Annotated in this window: 21 protein-coding genes (1 of these 21 cut by a window edge); 14 read left to right on the top strand and 7 right to left on the bottom strand. The window is 40.5% G+C overall.

The features are described from left to right. Positions 1-39: 39 nt before the first annotated feature. The gene (locus GOP56_RS12760; RefSeq protein WP_163245772.1) at positions 40-1,497 is read left to right on the top strand and encodes a YfcC family protein; all 1,458 of its coding nucleotides are present in this window, start codon (positions 40-42) and stop codon (positions 1,495-1,497) included. Positions 1,498-1,630: 133 nt separating this feature from the next. Here the strand turns inward: GOP56_RS12760 and GOP56_RS12755 are convergent, their stop codons facing one another. Both GOP56_RS12755 and GOP56_RS12750 read right to left on the bottom strand, forming a co-directional pair. Further along, complete coding sequence (locus tag GOP56_RS12755) at positions 1,631-2,551, bottom strand: pseudouridine-5'-phosphate glycosidase (RefSeq protein WP_003340739.1); 921 nt, start codon at positions 2,549-2,551, stop codon at positions 1,631-1,633. After that, positions 2,548-3,642, bottom strand: coding sequence for a carbohydrate kinase (locus tag GOP56_RS12750; protein WP_163245771.1), 1,095 nt, complete (start codon positions 3,640-3,642; stop codon positions 2,548-2,550). The genes GOP56_RS12755 and GOP56_RS12750 overlap by 4 nt, the downstream gene beginning before the upstream one ends. Positions 3,643-3,849: 207 nt before the next feature. Here GOP56_RS12750 and GOP56_RS12745 point away from each other — a divergent pair, with 207 nt between their 5' ends. Next, positions 3,850-4,641 (top strand): DeoR/GlpR family DNA-binding transcription regulator, encoded by a 792-nt coding sequence (locus tag GOP56_RS12745; protein ID WP_163245770.1) that lies wholly within the window; start codon positions 3,850-3,852, stop codon positions 4,639-4,641. 80 nt (positions 4,642-4,721) lie between these two features. Further along, on the top strand, positions 4,722-5,282 hold the full coding sequence (locus tag GOP56_RS12740; protein ID WP_163245769.1) for a hypothetical protein: 561 nt from the start codon (positions 4,722-4,724) through the stop codon (positions 5,280-5,282). Positions 5,283-5,342: 60 nt separating this feature from the next. Here the strand turns inward: GOP56_RS12740 and GOP56_RS12735 are convergent, their stop codons facing one another. Further along, positions 5,343-6,119, bottom strand: a complete 777-nt coding sequence (locus tag GOP56_RS12735) for a Cof-type HAD-IIB family hydrolase (protein ID WP_163245768.1) — start codon at positions 6,117-6,119, stop codon at positions 5,343-5,345. A gap of 212 nt (positions 6,120-6,331) precedes the next feature. Between GOP56_RS12735 and GOP56_RS12730 the strand changes: the two genes are divergently transcribed. From GOP56_RS12730 to GOP56_RS12700, 7 genes are all read left to right on the top strand, one after another. Beyond that, entirely contained in the window at positions 6,332-7,330 is a 999-nt protein-coding gene (locus GOP56_RS12730; RefSeq protein ID WP_022585747.1) for a LacI family DNA-binding transcriptional regulator, read from the top strand. Positions 7,331-7,444: 114 nt separating this feature from the next. Beyond that, entirely contained in the window at positions 7,445-8,185 is a 741-nt protein-coding gene (locus tag GOP56_RS12725) for an SIMPL domain-containing protein (protein ID WP_022585748.1), read from the top strand. Positions 8,186-8,331: 146 nt separating this feature from the next. Further along, positions 8,332-9,351 carry an aromatic acid exporter family protein gene (locus GOP56_RS12720; RefSeq protein ID WP_003334718.1) on the top strand — a complete coding sequence of 340 codons (1,020 nt, stop codon included), beginning with the start codon at positions 8,332-8,334 and terminating at the stop codon, positions 9,349-9,351. A gap of 24 nt (positions 9,352-9,375) precedes the next feature. Beyond that, positions 9,376-10,152 (top strand): polysaccharide deacetylase family protein, encoded by a 777-nt coding sequence (locus GOP56_RS12715; RefSeq protein ID WP_121472899.1) that lies wholly within the window; start codon positions 9,376-9,378, stop codon positions 10,150-10,152. Positions 10,153-10,258: 106 nt separating this feature from the next. After that, positions 10,259-11,263 carry a phosphotransferase gene (locus GOP56_RS12710; protein WP_254068723.1) on the top strand — a complete coding sequence of 335 codons (1,005 nt, stop codon included), beginning with the start codon at positions 10,259-10,261 and terminating at the stop codon, positions 11,261-11,263. A gap of 253 nt (positions 11,264-11,516) precedes the next feature. Continuing rightward, on the top strand, positions 11,517-11,678 hold the full coding sequence (locus GOP56_RS12705; RefSeq protein WP_163245767.1) for an aspartyl-phosphate phosphatase Spo0E family protein: 162 nt from the start codon (positions 11,517-11,519) through the stop codon (positions 11,676-11,678). Between the two features lie 179 nt (positions 11,679-11,857). Further along, positions 11,858-12,487, top strand: coding sequence for a SurA N-terminal domain-containing protein (locus GOP56_RS12700; protein ID WP_003334722.1), 630 nt, complete (start codon positions 11,858-11,860; stop codon positions 12,485-12,487). Positions 12,488-12,624: 137 nt separating this feature from the next. Here the strand turns inward: GOP56_RS12700 and GOP56_RS12695 are convergent, their stop codons facing one another. From GOP56_RS12695 to GOP56_RS12680, 4 genes are all read right to left on the bottom strand, one after another. Continuing rightward, on the bottom strand, positions 12,625-14,424 hold the full coding sequence (locus GOP56_RS12695) for a PAS domain S-box protein (RefSeq protein WP_101669109.1): 1,800 nt from the start codon (positions 14,422-14,424) through the stop codon (positions 12,625-12,627). 269 nt (positions 14,425-14,693) lie between these two features. Further along, on the bottom strand, positions 14,694-16,835 hold the full coding sequence (locus tag GOP56_RS12690) for a PAS domain S-box protein (protein ID WP_163245766.1): 2,142 nt from the start codon (positions 16,833-16,835) through the stop codon (positions 14,694-14,696). A gap of 44 nt (positions 16,836-16,879) precedes the next feature. Beyond that, positions 16,880-17,341, bottom strand: coding sequence for a YiiD C-terminal domain-containing protein (locus GOP56_RS12685; protein WP_163245765.1), 462 nt, complete (start codon positions 17,339-17,341; stop codon positions 16,880-16,882). 33 nt (positions 17,342-17,374) lie between these two features. Further along, the gene (locus GOP56_RS12680; protein ID WP_003334726.1) at positions 17,375-17,722 is read right to left on the bottom strand and encodes a DUF952 domain-containing protein; all 348 of its coding nucleotides are present in this window, start codon (positions 17,720-17,722) and stop codon (positions 17,375-17,377) included. Between the two features lie 191 nt (positions 17,723-17,913). On the opposite strand from GOP56_RS12680, the gene GOP56_RS12675 reads away from it, so the two are divergent. From GOP56_RS12675 to GOP56_RS12665, 4 genes are all read left to right on the top strand, one after another. After that, the gene (locus GOP56_RS12675; protein WP_068792681.1) at positions 17,914-19,536 is read left to right on the top strand and encodes a long-chain fatty acid--CoA ligase; all 1,623 of its coding nucleotides are present in this window, start codon (positions 17,914-17,916) and stop codon (positions 19,534-19,536) included. An 83-nt stretch (positions 19,537-19,619) separates the two neighbouring features. Then, positions 19,620-19,760: a hypothetical protein gene (locus GOP56_RS23430; protein WP_003340726.1), complete on the top strand. Its 141-nt coding sequence runs from the start codon at positions 19,620-19,622 to the stop codon at positions 19,758-19,760. A gap of 265 nt (positions 19,761-20,025) precedes the next feature. Further along, entirely contained in the window at positions 20,026-20,619 is a 594-nt protein-coding gene (locus GOP56_RS12670) for a fatty acid metabolism transcriptional regulator FadR (protein WP_003334729.1), read from the top strand. Between the two features lie 173 nt (positions 20,620-20,792). After that, positions 20,793-21,311, top strand: the 5' portion of a protein-coding gene (locus GOP56_RS12665) for a GNAT family N-acetyltransferase (RefSeq protein ID WP_163245764.1). Its footprint extends 378 nt past the window's final position; the window shows 519 of its 897 coding nt (coding positions 1-519); the start codon lies at positions 20,793-20,795; its stop codon lies off the right edge, out of view.

Raw genomic sequence — 21,311 nt, 5'->3', positions numbered from 1 at the left:
GTTATAATAGACGGATGCGAAAGGGGGATTTTGTTTTACATGAATGCACGATTTTTCAAGATGAAAAGAGGAAGCAAGCATCCTAGAGAATTAAACGTCTTCGTCTTGTTGCTAGGCATTTTATTATTAGCAACTGTACTTACGTATATAGTACCTGCTGGAGAATATGCCCGCGTTGAAGTTGATGGGCGCAACGTGGTCAATCCCGCTAGCTTTCACTTTCTGCCATCTGAGCCTGTCCATCCATTTGATACGCTGATTAGTATTCATAAAGGAATGGTAGAGACTGCCGACATTATATTCTTTGTCCTTATAGTCGGAGGAACATATGGAATTATTACATATTCTGGCGCAATGGAAGCTTTGGTAGTAGTCATGGCACGTAGATTGGGGAATCAGGAAAAGTGGCTCGTTCCACTGATGATGCTATTCTTTGGCGTCTGCGGTTCTTTAATGGCGATGGCTGAGGAGACCCTGCCCTATCTAGCATTGCTTATTCCGGTGGCTTTGGCATTAGGCTTTGATGTCATTACAGGTGCCGCGATTGTACTAGTAGGGGCCCAAATCGGTTTTAGTACCGCTCTTATTAATCCTTTTACTATAGGTGTTGCTCAAAAGATAGCAGAGCTTCCACTGTTTTCTGGCATGACCTTTCGAATTGGGCTATTCGTGGTTCTATACATCGTTAGTGTTACCTTTGTATATCGTTATGCGATGAAAGTGAAGAGAGATCCGTCTAAAGGCTTCTTTGTGGAGAATAGCTTTGGTAAAGAGATGATGCATAGTCATTTTGCGACTTCTACTTTGCAGGTTGCAAAAAATCAAAAGGGCGAGGGGCCTAAAATATTTCTCTTGAAGCACAAGCTTGTTCTGCTTAGCTTTATGCTGACATTAGGTACAATTGCCTTTGGTGTCATCAAGCAAGGGTGGTTTATTTCGGAGATTGCCACCATCTTTTTATGCTTAGCGTTGGTATCTGGTTTGATTTGTCGTATGAGTGGAAATGAATTTGTTACTTGCTTTATGAGAGGAGCAGCAGATTTATTAGAAGGGGCATTAATCATTGGGATGGCCCGGGCGATCTTGCTGGTTCTGACAGAGGGGCAGGTAATGGATACGATTCTGTTCTATTCAGCTCAAGCGATTCAGCAAGTACCCTCCTCTTTAACAGCTACGGGCATGTTTATTCTGCAATGCTTGTTAAACGTGATTGTCCCGTCGGGGAGTGGGCAAGCGGCACTAACAATGCCCATTATGACTCCTTTAGCTGACTTGGTGGGTATCACTCGTCAAACCGCCGTATTAGCCTTTCAATTGGGAGACGGCTTTACTAATATTGTGACGCCTACCTCTGGATATTTTATGGCTGGACTAGCCTTAGCCAAAATTCCATGGATTCGCTGGTTTAAATGGATTATGCCTCTAATTGGCTTGCAGATAGTCGTTGGGGGAATCGCTATCATTGTTGCACAGTTCATTGGATATGGTCCTTACTAATGAATTATAGGTAGGCTATTAACATAAAAAGAAGGCAGTTCCAAAAGAGAAATCACTTTGGAACTGCCTTTTTAAAATAGTCAGGAGTTTATAACAAGATGGTTTACAACAAATTTAACTAGATGTGGATAACTTATTGCTTTTGTTTCTTTTTGTATTCAACGGCAATCTTAGCTGCTACCTCTGCGTTGTGATATACAAGTGCGATGTTCGTTTCTAAGCTTTTGCCAGCAGTTAGTTCTTTTACTTTTGAAAGTAGGAATGGTGTTACTTTTTTGCCAGCGATATTATTTTCCTTCGCTTCAGCAAGTGCTTGTTGGATCGCTGCTTCAATCTGATCGTATGGAAGAGCAGATTCTTCTGGTACAGGGTTGGAGATGACCATTCCGCCCTGCATACCTAGCTTCCATTTTGTATCCATCACGGAAGCTACTGTATCAGGCGTGTCCAATGTAAAGTCAACGCCGTAGCCGCTCTTACGGGAGTAGAAGGAAGGGAATTCGTCTGTTTTGTAACCAACAACCGGTACCCCTTGGGTTTCTAAGTATTCTAATGTACGTCCGATATCAAGGATTGATTTGCAACCTGCGCATACTACAGCTACGCTAGTATTCGCCAATTCCGTTAGGTCAGCAGATACGTCCCACGTAACCTCTCCTTCGCGGTGAACCCCACCAATACCACCTGTAGCAAACATTTCAATTCCAGCTAGTTCAGCAGCAATCATCGTGCCGGCAACAGTGGTCGCTCCGATTTTACCTGATGCAAGGATATAAGGGAAATCACGGCGGCTTACTTTCTCGACGGATTTGTTAGTAGCGAATTCTTCTAGTTCTTGATCAGTAAGACCAATTTTAATTTTACCATCCATGATACCAATCGTAGCTGGCACAGCACCGTTATCGCGAATGATTTGCTCAACCTTTTTCGCCATCTCCATGTTCTGCGGATACGGCATGCCATGAGAGATAATGGTTGTTTCTAAAGCGACGATCGGTAATTTATTTTCTAGAGCATGTGCAACCTCTTCAGTAAAAGTTAAGTAGTTTTTCATTGTGCATTCTCCTTTACGAACTGATATAGTTTTTCCGGCTGTAATTCGGGAGAGACAGATTGTTCTGTGACCAATGTCAGAGCTGATGCAGCAAGACCTAACCGACAAGCGTCTAAAAGCTCTTCACCGTGTAGAACACCATGCAACAGACCTGAGGCAAAGGCATCACCAGCACCGGTGACATCTACAACATCCACTGGATATGGTGGAAGTAAAACCTCGTGTTCAGGGGAAGAAACAAAAATACCTTGTTCACCCATGGTTACGATGACATTGAGAGCGCCGCGTTTGCGAATGAACTGGCAAGCTGTTTTTACATCCTCTACATTGTTAATCTTCATGCCAGAAAGAATCTCAGCTTCTTCCTGGTTAGGCAAAATACTTGTGACGCCGATGAGAGATTCGGGTAATTTTTTTGCTTTCGCTGAAGAGACTGGATCAATATACAAAGTAATGTTCTCATCGTGACAGCGTTTGATCATGTATGCCAACACGTCCTCAGGGAGGTTCGTATCTAGAAGCACAATGTCGGAAGCGACGATATGAGCCCATCTCTCTGCGATCATCTCAGTTGTTACTTTTTCATAAATATCCATGTTTGCTAGGGAAACGAACATTTCACCATCTACATCTAGTAGCGCTGTGTAGGTACCCGTTTGTTCAGAGGAGAGCATCCAGGATTGACTAACATCTACCCCATGCTGTTTGGTTTCTGCAAGAACCCATTCACCCTCTTTGTCATTGCCTACGCTAGTAATAAGAGAGGTAACGCAACCAAGGCGTCCCAAATTTTCAGCAATGTTTCGGGCTACCCCTCCACATGATTGAGAGATGCTAACTGGATTGGAAGAGTGCAGTTTGACTTGTTGTTTGCTGCGAGCTTTGCGATCCAGATTGGCTCCCCCAAGGCAAGTGATGGAAGCTTCTTCTTTTAAAATGTAGGCTCTTCCTTTGATTTGGCCTTGTTTCATCATAGTGGCAATATACCCTGCTACGGCTGAGCGGGAAATTCCCATTTTATTGGCTAATTCTTGTTGACTGATGAAGGGATTCAAACGGATATAGTGCAAGATTTGTTGTTCTTTATCCATGTGACACTCCTCCTTTCAAACAAAAGTTTATCACTTAAACAAAAGTTTGTAAAGTATTTGTTTATCAAGTATGATAGGAGAAAACATTTACAAAAGTGCTTGTCGGCTATTTTTAGTAAGAGTTTCTCCATGATCTAAGCAAAAGTCTATCTGAAAAACAAAAGTTGGGTTACAATAGCAAAAAGAGGCGAAAAAGGGGCGGTTCGTGTGTCATTAGTGGGAGAGGAAAGAAAGGAGCTCATCTTAGAACTACTACAACAAGAAGGAAAAGTAAAAACAACTGAGCTAGTAGAAAAGCTACAAGTCTCTTCAGAATCCGTACGTCGGTATTTAGAAGAGCTAGAACAAGAGCAGAGGCTCAGGCGGGTGTATGGGGGAGCCGTCAAAGTAAGCGGAGACATCGAGCTGCTTTCTTATAAAGACGACTCAGAAGTTTGGTATAGCAGCGTAAAAGATATTGCACAGACAGCAGCAAATTTGGTGCAGCATGGTGAAAGTGTAGCTCTAGATGATGGGATCATTTCACTATATATGTTGCCCTACTTATTAGAAAAACAAGACGTGACGATCATTACTTGCTCTGTGCGATTACTGCAAGCCTTTTTTCTTCAGGAGAAAAAGGACGAATTTACAGGAGATATCTACTTTTTAGGTGGAAAGGTCCATCAAAAGCATGCACGTGTATGCGGCTTGATGACAGAAAAAATGATGGAATATTTCCATGCAGATAAGGCTTTCCTGTGTGTAGATGGATTATCCTTACAAAAAGGAATGAGCCATCATGATGCCGAACGAGCTTTTTTGGTTCGCAAATTTATGGAGAATTCAAAGGAATGCATTGTGCTGTGTGATCAGGCTAAATTGGAATTACAGACTTTTTATAAGATTGCAGATATAAAAGACATTCAGACAGTTATTTGTGATAGCGAAATACCTGAGGAATGGGCAGATAAATGTCAAGAATGGCAGGTTCAATGGGTAAATGCTTCTAGGGTGTAACCGGTTACACAGAACTATCGTATATATTCATACTGTCCTAACACATAATAACAGCAAACATGAAGTTCAGGAGGCACAACATGTGGTACAGCAGTTGGATGCTTACGGTATTAATGATCGGATACACAGAATGGGGCCCAGATACGGGGAGATCTATTCAGGAGGCACAGCACGTACAGGTGATCCAAAATGAAATAAAATTTAGTTCTGTCAAGGAACTAACCAATGCTTCTCAGGCAATCATTCGTGCCACAGCATTGGAGGCTGTTCATGAACAAGCGACGAATCAAACTGTACAAGGAAGAAAAGTTGTCAAATATACACAAACCTTTCAAGTAAAAGCAACATTGAAGGGGAGCGTAGGGAGACAAGTCCGGCTTGTATTTTATGGATTGGAACCTAAGCCTGAGGCAGGAGACCCTTTAAATTTACAGTATCCAGGGGCACTTGGGGATGGTGAATATTTTTTATTCTTAAAAAAAATGGATTCCAATACCTTCACAACCGTAGAAAAATGGCAAGGAATCTACCCTGTTTTTTCGGGCAAAACGGTGGCTCTAGAGGGATCTGGAATTTCTGAATTAAACGGACTTACACCGAATCAGATGATGGATAAAATAAAACAGGTAACAAGACAATAGGAGAAAAAGCCGTTTTCTGTATAAAGAGAAAACGGCTTTTTTAGGAAGCTTTTTAATCAATTAGTCTAGTAATCCTAACATAGAGAGACCTTTGGAAATCCCATCCTCATTGCAGCTTGCTGTTACATAACGAGCTTTTTGTTTTGCTTCCAAAACGGCATTGCCCATGGCTACACCATGTCCAACGGTTTCCAGCATTTCTAGATCGTTTAAGCCATCACCAAAGGCATAGGTGTGCTCAAGGGAAAAATGACCGTGTTCCAGCATTTTTTGGATGCCGACTGCTTTGGAGCTGCCCAATGGAATAATATCTAAGGCATAATCATGCCAATGAATAAAGCCAAATTGAGGGAAGCGTTCCATATACTCCTTAGCAAGCTCAGGTGCGCAGAAGATAATGCTTTGATAAATTGGATTTTGCTTGTAAAAATCAGGGTCAAGAGTAGGCTTAGCCAATTGTAGTTCACCATAAATTACGTCCAAAAGAGGATCGTTAAGATGGTTGGCGCATAGCATTTCATGATTTACATAAGTAAGGACATGACCGTGTTTGTTGGCAAGATCAGTTAAATCTGTTAGCTGCTCTATCGCTATTGGATTACTATAAATTTCTTCGCCTTCAAATACAACATATTGACCATTTATGGAAACATAAGAATGAATGTCTAATTCTCTACATATGTCTTCTAATTGCTTAGGCATACGACCAGAAGCGATAGCAGTATAGATTCCATTTTCACGCAATCGACGTACCGCATCGCGAGTGCTTGTCAGTAATTGCTTATCTTCAGTAAGTAAGGTTCCGTCTACATCAAAAAATACGATTTTTCTCTCCACGTAAATTTCCTCCGCTTTTTCTAGTTGATCTAAGGGATACCACTGTGTCGTAACGCCCAACGGTCACGCCGACACCAGATGGTACTAACAAGATAAACCTTACAGTATGAAAAGCATTTCAGGTCAAGAGAATTCTTCAGATTCTCTTCAAGCTATGTGAACATAGAAACTATTCTCAGCTTATTTTAAAATGGAGAGAGGGGGGATGACACATGGCTAATATAAAACAGATAGCCGAGCTAGCAGGTGTTTCGATTACAACTGTTTCACGCGTTCTTAACAATCATCCCTATGTGCAGGAAGCTAAGCGTCAGGCAGTCTGGGATGCTGTACATAAGCTTAATTACTCGCCAAATAGTAACGCTGTTCATCTAGTAAAAGGGCGGACAGGAATGGTGGCGGTTCTATTGCCGTTTGTCAATCATCCCTTTGCTGGAATGGTGCTGGAGGGAATTGCCGAACAAGCATTGCTGAATAATTACCGATTAATTTTATGCCAGACCAATTATGATCAAAATGAAGAGAAGCGCGTATTGGATATGCTGAAATCCAAGCAAATAGATGGAGTGATCATTGTTTCCAGAAAAGGCAAATGGGAGATGGTAGAGTCGTATGCTTCCTACGGACCGATCGTTGCTTGCGAAAAAGTAGACAGTGAAGTCATCTCTTATGTACATGTTGATCGGTACAGGGGAACGCAGGAATGCTTTCGTTATTTAGTGGAAAAAGGCTATCGACAAATTGGCTTTTCTCTTGGGACAAGCGGCACTCATAACGGAAAAAAACGTATGCAAGCGTATTTAGAAGGGATTGCCGACTTGAAAGAACCTGTTCGACCAGAATGGATTTTTGAAAATTGCTATCAGATGGAGGATGGTTCGCAGGTTGTGCAGCAATTAGCCCGGCTAAAGGAACGTCCACAAGCAATTATGGTTGCAGGTGATTTGCCAGCAGCAGGTATGATAACAGAAGCAAAAAAACTAGGATGGCGTGTTCCTGAGGACTTGGCTATTATTGGCTTTGATAATTTACCGTTGGCAAGCATTCTTGATTTAACCACGATGAATGTACCTAGTTTTGAAGCAGGCAAGGTCGCTTTTCAATTATTTATCGACCAGATTCTTGAGCGGAGAAACAAGCTAAAGGAGAGAAAAATTGTCACTAAAAAAGTAGAGCTACCGTTGAAGTTTATCATACGTGGCAGTGCGTGATCTTTTCTGTTGAAACGAATTCAACAATAGGTTCGTCAAAGCAGGTATTCAGATAATGCGTATATTGGCAGAATGCTGAAATAGTGAGCGCATGAGTGAAAGGTGGCAATAATCATGAGAAAAAAAGCAATGAATAAAGTAGTAGCGTCATTTCTGACACTTGGATTGTTAACAGGTGGAAGTTTTTTGGCTGCTGTACCTGCCGCACATGCTCAAGAGGCACAGGTTATTCGAAACATTAATGTGACAGGAGTAGGTAGTATCTCTATTGACCCGGATGTGGCTTATCTCCAAGTAGGAGTAGAGACGAATGCGAAAACAGCAAAGGAAGCACAGGAAAAGAATGCAAAAATTTTTGCTGCAGTGGAAAAGGTGCTGAATCAGGAGGGTTTATCTGAAAAAGAAATTCAAACCATTCAATTTGCAACTAGCCCACAATACAATTACGAGGATAAAGCGGGTCCTGTCCTGACAGGCTACCAAAGCCAGCATATTGTAAAAGTAACATATCGAAATCTCAATAAGATTGGTAATTTGTTGGATAAGCTGTCAGCAGCCGGAGCTAATCGAATTGATTCCGTTCAGTTAAGTACAGATAAACAAGCCAAATATGAAGGGCAAGCCTTAACATTAGCTGTTCAAAATGCAAAGGCTAAAGCAGAAGCGCTAGCCAAGGCATCTGGAGTGACAGTGAAAAAAGTACTGACCATTTCAGAGAGCAATGTTGTAGAACGTCCCTATATCCTAGCGAAAAATGAATTATCGATGCAGGACTCAGCAGCTAAGGGTAGTTCAATCGCTCCTGGACAAATTAAAGTAGAAACAACTGTTTCGGTACAGTTTGAAATTGAGTAGGATTATCGAATCGAAATGCCAAACGGAGGAGACGTTACCTGTCACTCCGTTTTTTTATTTCCTCGAAAAAGATTTTTCTGTCCTTTTTCAAATAAAGGAAAAAGCTTATAGTATAGTGAGGAGAAGAGGAAGAAAGGGGGCAATAGATGCCGTATATTGGTTACCGAACACTGAAAACAGCAATTGGTGCTGGATTATCAATTTTTCTTGCTCAATTACTTGGACTAGAGTTCTATGCGTCAGCGGGTACATTAACGATCCTATGCATTCAAATTACGCGAAAGCGTTCGCTTAGCGTTTCCATTGATCGATTTATCGCATGCTTAGTCGCCATGGTTTTCAGCCTTCTGTTTTTTAAATGGGTTGGATTTCATGCTTTCACAATCACGATGATGATGTTGATCTTTATTCCGACATTAGTACGCTTACGTGTAATTGAGGGGTTTATTTCCAGCTGCGTTATTATGTTACATATCTATTTGAAGCAGGATTTAAGCTGGAGCTTCTTATGGAATGAATTACAATTGGTTACGATCGGTATAGGAATGGGGCTCCTGATGAATTTATATATGCCTAACAAAGATAAGGAATTATGGGAGCTTCAGCAAAAAGTAGAAAAAAACTTCTCTGTGATTTTAAAGGAATTGGCAGGCTATTTACGCCATGGGGAAGATGGATGGCCAGGGTCAGAAATGGTGGAAACACCTGTCTTGATAAAAAAAGCAAAAGAGCTTTCCTTACTGATTGTTGAAAATAATTTGTTGCGACCTGAATCAACCATTTATCGTTATTTTGGTATACGGGAGAAGCAATTCGATATTTTAGAGAGAATGCTGCCTATTGTTTCAGGCCTCTCTTTACAGGTTCCTCAGGGAAAACAGATTGCTGATTTTCTCGATGAGCTGAGTGTAAAAATACATCCAGGCAATACGTCATATGTATATTTAGATGGCATTCGAGAAATTAGAGAACGTGTACGCCAAGAGCCTTTGCCTGTTACACGTGAAGAATTTGAAGTGAGGGCCTCGCTCTTTTATTTGTTAAGTGAAATTGAACAATATCTATTGCTCAAACATAATTACATTCGTTCAGAGAGAGAACTGGAACGAATGCATGCACGGTTAAAAGTGGGGAAAGCAAAAGCGAAAGCCAAACAGAAAGAGTAATTTTTAACCATGGGAGAGGTTTTGATGAAGAAAACAATTTTATTTTTGCAAGTAATTGCATTAATAATCATGCTTCCAGCTTCTGTGGGAGCTGTATATTCAATGAAGGGTATTCCTGTATTGATCTACCATTCTATTGCGGATAAGCCGGATAATCCCTATTGTGTACCTCCTAGAGAGTTTGAGGAACAAATGAAATGGTTGCATGATGAAGGATATCAGACTCTGACAGCAACTGAATTACTTCAATACTATAATGAAGGTAAGCAGGTGCCAGACAAGTCTGTAGTGATCACAATTGACGATGGATATGACGACAATTATCTGATTGCGTATCCTATTTTTCAGGCATATAAGCAAAAAGCGACAATTTTTGTTACAGCTGGATCAGTAGGAAGACCTTCCTTTATGACTTGGGACCACATAAAGGAAATGCACAACAGTGGTTTAATTGATTTTCAATCACATACAATGACGCATGCTCACCTAGATAAGCTACCGCCTGATGTTGTTTATCAGGAATTAGCTCTGTCCAAGGCCATGCTTGAGGCTAAACTACATAAAAATATAGACATTCTTGCTTATCCATACGGAGGATTTAATCGTGCCATGCTGCCAACGGTACGTGAAGTGGGATATAAGATGGCATTTACCACTGTTCCGAGTAAGACAACTCCAAAGCAAGGAATGTATACTCTTCGTCGCATGGAGATCCATCCTAAAGCTTCCCTTCAAGCTCTGCTTCAACCCAAGCCAATGCCAACTACACATCTTACATTTTTAAGCTCTCTGTCACGTTAAGTGATGGAGAGTTTTTTAAAAAGAAAAATGGGTGCTTATTTTCGTCCATTTTACCATCCGTTCCTATTCCCTCGGCGTATGATGAAGGAGAATGAACAGATGGGATGTGATTCTTTTGAACACGGAGTTAAGGAAAGCCGTGGAACATACGTATTGTATGCAAATCCTAGAAACGGATATTTTGCATGATACGGGAAGAACGATCGTAATCCATTTGAAAACGTCAAAGGGAGACTACGTCCTGAAGAGGATCATTCTGGATGAGGAACGATTGCAGTTTATCTTGGCAGTAGAGGATCAAATTCGGAGTACGGGTATTTCTATTCCAAATGTTTTACCTACAGTTGATGGAAAACGCTATTTTATCTGGAACAATCAATATTATTTAATGCAACAATACATTTATGGTGATCCATCTACTGATCCGGACATGGGAGAAACCAGCGTAGAAAATATATGGGAGCGCGGTGTTTTATTAGGGCAGTTGCATCGTGCATCATATGGTTTTAGCACTCCCATGAGCCCAAAATACATGGGATTGGATACTTGGAATGAACACTATCAATCAGGTCTGTATTATTTGAAACGCTGGTATGAAAAAAACAAGAACAGCTCCTCGGAACGAAAACAGGTGATGTGCGAGTATCTCCCATATTTTCAAATGGTCGGTTATGAGATTTACCAAGCATTACAGAGGTCTAGTTATTATGCTAATTTGAAATACCGATCTGTTGCCGAACAGTGGATTTGTCACGGGGACTTTCATCGGGGAAATGTTTTTAAGCGTCAAGGGCAATTTTGGGTGATTGATTGGGAATTTACACGTCATGATTTTCCTTCTAAGGATTTGGAACGTTTGGTTAATTTGCTTGTAAAAAAACAGGCTAGATGGAGCAGAAAAGCTTTTACTACTTTAATAGACCAATATTTATCTAATAATGCTTTATCCCAAGCGGATCAGTGGATCATGTATCATGACTTAGCTTTTCCGCATGGAGTCAGAAGAATGGTTAAACACGATCTGTATAAAAAGGGGTCTGTTAGTGATCTAGAGGAACTTTTACAAAAAGAGTGGGATCGAAGCGAGCATTTAAAACAATTAATAGATTGATTTATTTAGAATATATTGGGATAATATAAGCAACGAGAGGGAAAGTGTCGAAAGTGTCTGTTTATTAGGAAATGCTGGCGCTTTCTCTCGAAAATAGGTAAGGAACAATCGATAAACTTTTTTTGATTAGTGAAATACGAGTAATTATGACAAGCTCTCGCATGTTTTTACATGGAAAGTCGAAAGGTTTTACTAGTAAAGAATTGGAAACATACCTATACTTAGTAAGGAAAGTATAAGTGTGGAGGGTGTTATGGAAGAAGTAACGTTAGAGTCAACAATCGAAATTTTAAGATCGAATATGATTCAAGCTTATAAAGAAAAAGGTAATTTTGTCGATTCGCGGGTAGTACATATCAGCCAGCAGCTAGATACCTACATTGTTCAACTTCAACTGCTACGTCGTCATTCGTAGGATTACGGTATTTCCTAAGAAAACATAACAGGAGAAGTTTACGCAACCTGACACGGTTAGGTTGTTTTTTGTTTGAGTTTCTTACAAGGATTCCATATTTTTTACACAAGTTCTTATTTCTTTTATGTTACACTAGGTGAAGACTAGGAAGGAAAGTATAGAATGGCAAAAGGAGTAGAATGATGAAAAAATTTGACGTAACCATGCTTACTATTGCAATTCTAGTAGTAGGTTTAGTTATACTAGGTGTGACAGGTAAGCAGGAAACACAAGAACCAGCAGTAGCTACTGTTAACGGAGAGGCAATAACAAAAGATCGTGTCATTAATGGCTTTACCCCTAAAGGTCAGCAAAAGGTTATGGAAAATGCAATCAAAGAAATTGTTATAAGACAAGAAGCGGAAAAGCTTGGGGTACAAGTTGACCAAAAAGCAATAGATGCTGAAGTAGAACAGATTAAGAAAAGCTGGGGAACGAAAGAAGAATTTGAAGAGTTCTTAAAACGCAAGAAAATTACAGAAGCAGACATGCGTAAGGATTTGGAGATGAGCGAGCTTTCTGAGAAGGCCTTTGCTACATCTATTCCATTGAAAGACGAAGAAATAAAAAAATATTTTGAACAGCATAAATCCGAATTTGGTGATAACGCTGTTTATGAGAATGTAAAAGATAAAGTAAAAGAGAAGGCAATGAGCGAGCACAAAAAAGAGTTTTTTGATCAATGGATTCATACTTTAGTGAAAAATGCAGATATTAAATACATCAGTAAAATTGAACAACCTGTCTTCGAGGAAGACGCGAAGAAGTAAAACGGCGTTTCGACGCAAGCAAAATCACTCCCCTAATTTATATGGACTAGGGAGTGATTTTTTTATCATAACACGATACAAGGGCAGGGCTAGGATCAGGCTCCTGTCTTCGAAAAGGAGAGAACCCACGTTTTCTATCATTCCTTTGTTACTTCTGGCATGTAGGGTAAAGTAATTTCAATGGTAGTTCCTTGATTCATTTCACTTCGTAGCTGAAGAGTACCATTGTGCTCACGTATAATTTTGGAACTAACCATGAGACCAAGCCCAGTTCCGGTTTCTTTGGTTGTATAGAATGGTTTGCCTACTTTTTCTAATGTAGACAGAGGTATACCACAGCCTTCATCAGAAAAGCGGATTACTACATGATGCTCTAGCTTTGTTACTTCAATATGAATACAACCTCCAGCGGGCATGGCTTCTACACTGTTTTTGATGATATTGATAAATACTTGTTTTAACTGACGGGGTTCACAGAGAAGAGAGGGGATATCCGGTTCCCAGTGAGTAGAGATCGTGACATTAGCTAATATAGCTTGGGATTCTAATAATGTAATTACATCCTGCAATAAGGAGCAGATATCATTTGGCGCTAATTGATATCCCTGTGGTTTAGCTAACAGTAATAATTCGTTTGCAATAAAATGAATGCGATCTAATTCTTTTAGCATGATGTCTGTATATTTATTGCTGTCTTCAGGATGGGTCTGCAAAAGCTGAGTGAATCCGCGCAGTGCCGTAAGCGGATTACGAATTTCATGAGCTATGCCCGCAGCCAATTCGCCAATCAGAGAAAGCTTTTCTGATTGTTGTAAAAGGTTCTCGGTTTGTTTTTGATGATGAATGTTCTCTCCGATGAGGGCAAAGCCCAGAATGTCTCCGTCTTTACTAAGCATAGGAATACAGGAATTACGAATGAAGAGAAAATGTCCGTCATGATTCCTGACCCGTAATTCTATAGGATCAGCATCTACTTGCTTTGTTTCATATATATGATGAAACCATTTGCGCAAATGAGGGATATCATCAGGATGCAGATAGTCAAATGGGTGTTGTTGATAGTAGTCTTGCAGAGGATGTCCGAATATCGTTTCATGAGAGGGGGAAACAAAGACTACTTTACCGCGTGAATCTAGAAAAGTGATGAGATCAGAAGTATAATCTGCTAGAATTTGATACTTAAGCTGGCTTTCCCATAACGCTTCTTCTAACATATGCTCGTGTGAAAACTCTTTTGCGATTCCGTGCATCCCAACGATTTGATCAAAGGCAAGCAAGGGAAGAAACATAACCTGTAGCCACACGGGGTGTCCCTTTTTATGCCGGATGGAAAGAGTAGTTGCAAACGGAGTCCCTGTTTGAAGGTGTTCATAGATATGATTTGCTTCAGTCCAATAATCTGGATGTAGTAGGTCATAGACGTTTTTTTGTAATAATTCAGATTCCGTGTATCCGGTTATTACACTGCATTTCTCGTTGACATCCCGAAAAGCTCCTGTAATATCTAGGGTCATGTAAGCATCATCAGGTGAAAGATGCGAGTTGCTTTGTTTGAACTTTTCGAAAATTCCACGCCACTTCGTTTTTTTGCCCAACTTTCTAATTAGGAGGAGATGAGTCGTTTGGCCCTGCTTTCTGTAGGATTGAATGAGTGCTTTGACATAAAGAGAGCCGTTATCTATCGTGTTGATTTCATAATGCTGTTCAACAGGAGATGCCTCTTCTTCGCAGTCTCTTAATGTAAAGTCAGGAAAAAACTCTTGCAACGGCCTACCAATCAATTCGGTTTCAGCATACCCTATCCATTGGAGTAAAACATGGTTCGTATAAACGATGATTCCTCTACTATCGATCTGAATGACTCCTGTTGGTAGATGATCAAGAATATCCTGATGCGATACAGAGGAAAAGAACGGGAGAGCTTTCAAGTTACTCATGTAAAAAAACCACCCTACCTTCTAAAAAACTGGAGCACACTCTTCCATTTGAGTATAAAAAAGGAAAACGTTATCTTTACTTTAAGTCATGGAAGCCTTTTGTTCAATACTTGTTCTTGATTAATTATTAGAAGGATGTTAAAAATAAGAGCCGTTCCTCTTACTCTTACAAGATTGGCGAAATCGGCTCTAATTCATTGATCATAGAGGAAACACCAAAAAAGCTTGTAATTCTGGCATAAAAGCGAGTTAGTTTGACCGCTATTTTCTTAGAGGCTGGAGGAGTGAGCGAGCGGTAATCGGATTGTAATGGTTGTACCTTTGCCCACTTCACTACTAATCGACAAATTACCACGATGCTCTTTAATGATTTTTTGTGTAATCATTAATCCTAACCCAGTGCCTTTTTCTTTTGTGGAGATGAACGGTTGACCTAACTGAGAGATAAGCTCGTCGGGAATTCCACAGCCTTGATCAACTACTTGAATATAAGTACTTTCTTCTTTTGTACTTACCGTAATTTGAATAATGCCACCATTATCCATTGCTTCTAATGAGTTTTTAAGTAAATTGATAAAAACTTGTTTTAATTGATTTTCCTCACATTCTACATAAGGATCATCATCACCAAAATCCAATAGCACCTGGACGTTGCTAATAATGGCTTGTGTTTGTAACAGCAAAACAACGCTGGTTAACAGTTGCTGTAGGCTCTTCCGTTGTAAACGTAATACCTGTGGCTTTGAAAGAACTAATAGTTCGCTAACAATCATATTAATACGATCTAATTCCGTCAGCATGATTTGAAAATAAGGCTGATAATCCTTTACGGATGAACGGAGCAATTGTACGAAACCGCGTAACGCTGCCAAAGGGTTGCGAATTTCATGGGCTACCCCAGCAGCTAGTTCACCGATAGCAGACAATTTTTCAGAGTTAAGCAGGAGTTGCTCGGTTGCTTTTCGTTCTGTTATATCTCGGGAAATAGCTGCTGTTCCCACAATTTTTCCAGTTACATCATGGATAGGAGATAAGCTCAGGCTGACATAGAGCTTACTACCATCTTTTCGCTCCTGATGTGTTTCATAACTGGTAATGTAATTATTTTCTTCCTTATCACGGCAAACAAAGATCATTTGCTGAGAATCATTTGGCAAAAATTCATGCAAAGGTCGACCAATTACCTCTTCACTACTCCAACCATACATTTTTTCAAAAGCTCGATTAATTCGTAGCACAGTACCATCTAAATCTAAGACATAGATCGCATCCGTTGAGTTGGTAAACAGAGATTCCAGTAAATCCTTAGTTGAACGTAGCTCTTCCTCTGCTTTTTTTCGTTCCGTTATATCAATGCATGAAGCGATTACCTCGACTACACGATCATTGCGGACAATTGGACGCAAGGAGGCTACATAGCAGACACCTACTACATTTTCTTCGTAGGTAACACTCTCTCCCTGCCAAGCCCTTTCGTAGTAGCTTCGCTTACTTTGCAAATAAGGGAGGACGTCCTGCATACGACGACCTACTACATATTCTGGTGTTAGACCTAGACGATACAGCAATTCGCCATCTGCCATTGTATAAATAAATTCCTTGCCAGACTTAATGAATTTAAAGGTCATGCCTTTTTGCATCTGAAGCGTATTTTTTAAGTCTTCCTGAGCCATCATGAGAGCGCGTTCTGTTTGTTTTCTAGCGGTAATATCGAATCCCATAAAATAGACACCTACTACCTGTGACTCAAATACTTTAGGAAAACTGATCAGGCAAATGTAGACAAGATGTCCTTGTTTATTGCAAAAGGGGATTTCTAGTTTGTAATGTCCGCCTTGGAGAACCCGCCGGAATCGGATACTCTCAGCGGTGCGATCTTCCTCAAACATCATTAAATCCTGATAAGAACGGCCGATTAATTCATGTGCGGAGTAGCCTAAAATCTGTTCGCTCGCATGATTTAAACTGAAAATTCTGCCTTGCAAATCTGTAGAGTATACAAGGAAAGGATTCTGCTCAAACAGAGATTGATAAAGGTCAGACTTCTGGGCCTGATTTTGTTTAATATAGATAGCAAGAATTCGTGGAGTATTATTTGTGATGATTGTTGTGTGTACATCTATGGAAAAGCTAGCTCCATTCTTGTGTAGACCAATCCATTCCTGATTGTACGTGGGAATAGATTGGTTTTCCTGCTGAAATAAAGAATGAAAGGTAGATCCATGAATGGTTGGAAATAAAATAGGAAAAGATTTGCCGATGATCTCTTCTTCCCGGTAGCCAAACGTGCTACTGGCTGCATGGTTGCAGCTAAGGATGTGACCAGTATCCGCTACGCTAATGATGCCTAACGGAGATTCGGCAATAAGTGACTGAAATAACGTATCGTTACCGGAAGAAAATAAATTCATATCATTCACGACCTGTCTCATCCAGTGTTAGTAACGTTGATAGCCTATTGTCTATCGACTTCGTTACGTTTCATATACATCTCAAATTGAGCCAATGCACTTATTTCATCGGCTCCTTCTCGCTTGATTTCTGTGTGTACTGTAAAACGTATCCGATCGCCGGGCTGATTAAGTGTGTTACGAACCAGTTGTTCTGTCTCCTTGGAAATAGAAGCTATCGCTACAATATCACCTTGAGCTGGTGCAGAGTATTCGACAGAGCTTTTGGTTACCAGTAGCAGAATATGAGGAACTAAGTCAGAAAAGGTGGACAAAATGGAAGCAGCAGCGGCTGATTCAGCTAATGTAAAGAGGGCACCAGCATGTATGGTGCCGACATGATTTACATTAGAAGGTGAAAAGGGGAGCCTAGCACATGCTTCACCGGGTGATGATTGTGTGATGGTAACTCCAATTGTTTGGGCAAATGGTACTTGCTTGACAAAAAATTTTTGAACGCGGTTCATCTTGACACTTCCCTTCTTATAACTTTACTTTCATTACAAGGAAGAGAGTTCGGCAGGTAGGGAAAAATATCCTTTTTTGTCAGATGAAAACGATATTACTCGAATGACGGCATCTAGGTTAAGAGGACCGTAAATATGTGGATACAATTGTCCGTCTTTCGCTAGATCATATTTTAATTCCGAGCTAAGCCGAGTAGGATCAATCACTAAGAGCAGCAGATGCTGTTGTCCTTTGTAGATTCGATTAGCAACACCTTCGAATTGCTCCGGAGTAGAGCAGTGAATAAATCCTTCCGTATCTAAGGATGGATGTAGGTATGTACCTTGCTCTTGGGCAGTATTCCATTGCTGTTCTGTAGAGATTTTAACGATCATATCCATAGCTGACATTCTCCTTTGTGGTAGAAATATACAATTGTTTATCTGTACCATTCTACAACTTTCTTTAAGGCTTGGGAAAGGAAAAACAAGAATGAGCAAGAATGAATATTCAGAAGCAAACATTTGCAGGCGGTTCGTGCAACTAGAAGAGCTCCGGTCCCAAAAAGTAAATAGAATAGGGGGAGTTTGCGATGATGAATGCACAATTAACACTTGCGCCTATGATGGAAAGAGCAGAAAAAATGTTTGGCAAAAAACAGGTAATATCACGTACATCTACTGGTATCTATCGATTTACCTACACGGAGATTGGAGAAAGAACAAGACGTTTGGCCAGTGCGCTTGAAACACTTGGTATTAAACGCGGAGAACGAGTAGGAACTCTAGCGTGGAATCATCACCGACATTTAGAAGCCTACTTCGCTATTCCTAGTATGGGGGCGGTATTGCATACCATTAATATCCGCTTATCTCCTGAGCATATCATCTATATCATTAATCACGCAGAAGATCAGGTTCTGTTGATAGACGATGACATTCTTCCCTTAATCGAGCAGATAAAAGATCACTTACACACTGTAAAGGCATATGTACTGATGACTGATCACGATCAATTGCCTGCCTCAAATCTACAACCTCTTTATTCCTATGAACAGCTATTAAAAGAAGCAGACCCTTCCTATCAATATCCAACTGACATCCAAGAGAGAGATCCAGCAGGCATGTGTTACACGTCCGCTACTACAGGGAACCCAAAGGGCGTTATCTATTCTCATCGCGGAATTGTATTACACTCTATGTCTATAGGGCTAGCAGATACACTAGGATTAGCTGAAAAAGATATCGCAATGCCAGTAGTTCCAATGTTTCACGTAAATGCGTGGGGCTTCCCTTTTGCAGCCACCTGGTTTGGTTGTACGCAAGTGATGCCAGGACCGCGCTTTACGCCTCAGATTTTAGCTGATTTGATTGAAACAGAAAAAGTCAGCATTACAGCCGGAGTGCCAACGATTTGGTTAGGTCTTTTACAGGAATTGGAGAATGGCCGATATGAAACCTCTAGTTTGCGAGCCGTTGTTTGCGGTGGATCTGCCTCTCCTCGCAGTTTAGTAGAGCGGTATCGTAAAAAATTTAATATCCCCTTCTATGTTGCCTATGGGATGACGGAAACCAGCCCGTTAGTTACTTGCTCTAAGCTAAAAAGCTATCAGGAAGAAAATCTATCGGAGGAAGAAAAATTAGATTTCCTCTGCAAACAGGGAACATTGGTTCCTGGCCTTCAGATGAAGATAGTGGGGGCGAATGGAGAAGTGAAGGCGGATGGTAAAGAGATGGGCGAGCTGTTAATTCGTGGCCCATGGATTGCGGATAGCTATTATAAAGATGAGCGGAGTGAAGAAACATTCCAAGATGGCTGGCTACATACGGGAGACGTAGCGACTGTAGATGCAGAGGGATTTGTGAAGCTAGTTGACCGCACGAAGGATTTAATTAAGAGTGGGGGAGAATGGATTTCTTCTGTGGATGTGGAAAATGCGCTGATGGGTCATGAGGCTATAGCGGAGGCATCCTGCGTGGGTGTACCTCATCCGCAATGGGGAGAACGACCAATCGCGTGCGTTGTATTAAAAGAAGGACAAAGCGTTTCAAAGGAAGAGCTGCTTGCCTATTTGAAACCTAAATTTGCCAAGTGGTGGCTACCAGATGATGTCCTATTTGTAAAAGAGATTCCAAAAACATCTGTAGGCAAATTCTTAAAACGAGCATTACGTGAGCAAATAGTTGACCATTATGCGAAGGAACCGCAAGCATAAGGAAAGATAGGTGTACGTTATCAGATAAACGTCTAGCCCTTCTTTTTCTCTAATGAATATGTTGAGAGAAAGGGGGACTGTCTATGGAGTGGATTCGCTGTCAGTGTCAGCGATATGCGCAGCTTTGGTGGAAGGAACAGAATTTGGACGTTCAAGGAATAGCTCTACTATTTGGATTAGGTATAGTCAGTTTGTTTGGGGTTATTTATGTCATTTTACTATAGTTGTATAAAAGTCTTCTCTGCATTCAGGAGAAGACTTTTTACTTATTGTATTTCTGGCTTTTCCTTACATATCGGGCAACGTACCTTTATAGAGCTTTGTCTGCTTTCAAGGATTTGCTGCATAGGGGTATAAAGATAGGATGGTTCTAGGGGATATTGGTCCCTTGGCATTGCATGTAATAAGCATTGTTGGGATAGGCCTGTTATGATAGGCTAAAATAATGGGAGATTGATAAATAGCAGGATCAATAGGTGAGGGGTTAACGTGCGGAAATTAAAACCGAAATATAAAAAGATTATAGAAGCTGCCACTGTCGTTATTGCCGAAAACGGGTTTCAACAGGCTCATGTTTCAAAGATTGCTAAAAGAGCTGGTGTTGCTGACGGTACTGTTTATTTATATTTTAAAAATAAGGAAGACATTTTGTTGTCGTTATTTGAAGATAAAATTACAGAGTTTTTAGAAGAAATGTCTCCTGATATAGATCGGGCGAGCAAAGCGACCGATAAGCTGCGAGTATTTGTAGAAGGTCATTTTTCGCGATTCTCGAATAATCCTCATTTTGCGATGGTAACGCAATTAGAATTAAGGCATTCTGATAAAGAGGTACGGCGCACAATCAACAAGATTCTAAAGGATTATCTGTCCATGATTGATAAGATATTAAAGCTGGGAATTGAGAATGGAGAATTCGACCCACTCTTGGATATTAAAGTAACTCGTAGAATGGTCTTTGGCGTTGTCGATGATTTGATGACGAATTGGGTCATGAACGATCAAAATTACGATCTTATGGAGCTTACCGATAGTGTGTATCAATTTGTAAGCCGAGGCTGTGGAGTAGTTCAGCAGGCATGAAGCGAAGCGGGTGAATTTTATTTTGATTTTTTTGATAAATAAGTTTCTTTATTCGGCTTTTATTGAATGAAGAAGAATCTAATGAGAGAATAAACTTGTTTTGTGCAAGAGTTACAAATTTAGAAGCATCGTTTCTTTTGAAGTAGCTTATGATTGATTAAAGGGGGATGAAGATGATTACTTTTAAACGACTGACTCATCTGACTTTTGACGAAGCGGTGCGGCTTTGGAACGCAGGGTTTTCTGAATATTTCGTTGATATTCAGGTTGATACTGATTCTTTTTTGAAACGTTTAGGTAAGGATGAGCTTTCTCCTGATTTATCTATTGTAGCGTGTAAGGACGAGGAGCCTATCGGGTTTATTCTAACCAGCTGGCGTATGATCAAAGGGAAAAAGGTGGCCTGGAATGGCGGAACGGCAGTCAAACCAGAGTGGCGTGGACGTGGAATAGGGAAGCTGATGATGAAAGAATTGCTCAGCATCTACGAGGAACTAAATATAGACATTGCTACCTTAGAAGCGATTGCTGAGAATAGAAGTGCGATATCTCTTTATGAAAAAATGGGGTATCAGATTGCAGGCAGAATTGTCTTGGTGAAACAACGCGGCGCACTACAGAAGGGGATCATTCCAGATAAGCCTTCCCATTCATATATCTTGAAACATGGTATGGCTGCTGAGGCGTTAACG

Origin of the sequence: Brevibacillus sp. 7WMA2 (genome assembly GCF_010748895.1) — a bacterium.
In the GTDB taxonomy this organism is placed as follows: Bacteria; Bacillota; Bacilli; order Brevibacillales; family Brevibacillaceae; genus Brevibacillus_B; species Brevibacillus_B halotolerans.
This window is presented reverse-complemented; position numbering and strand designations above follow the sequence as displayed.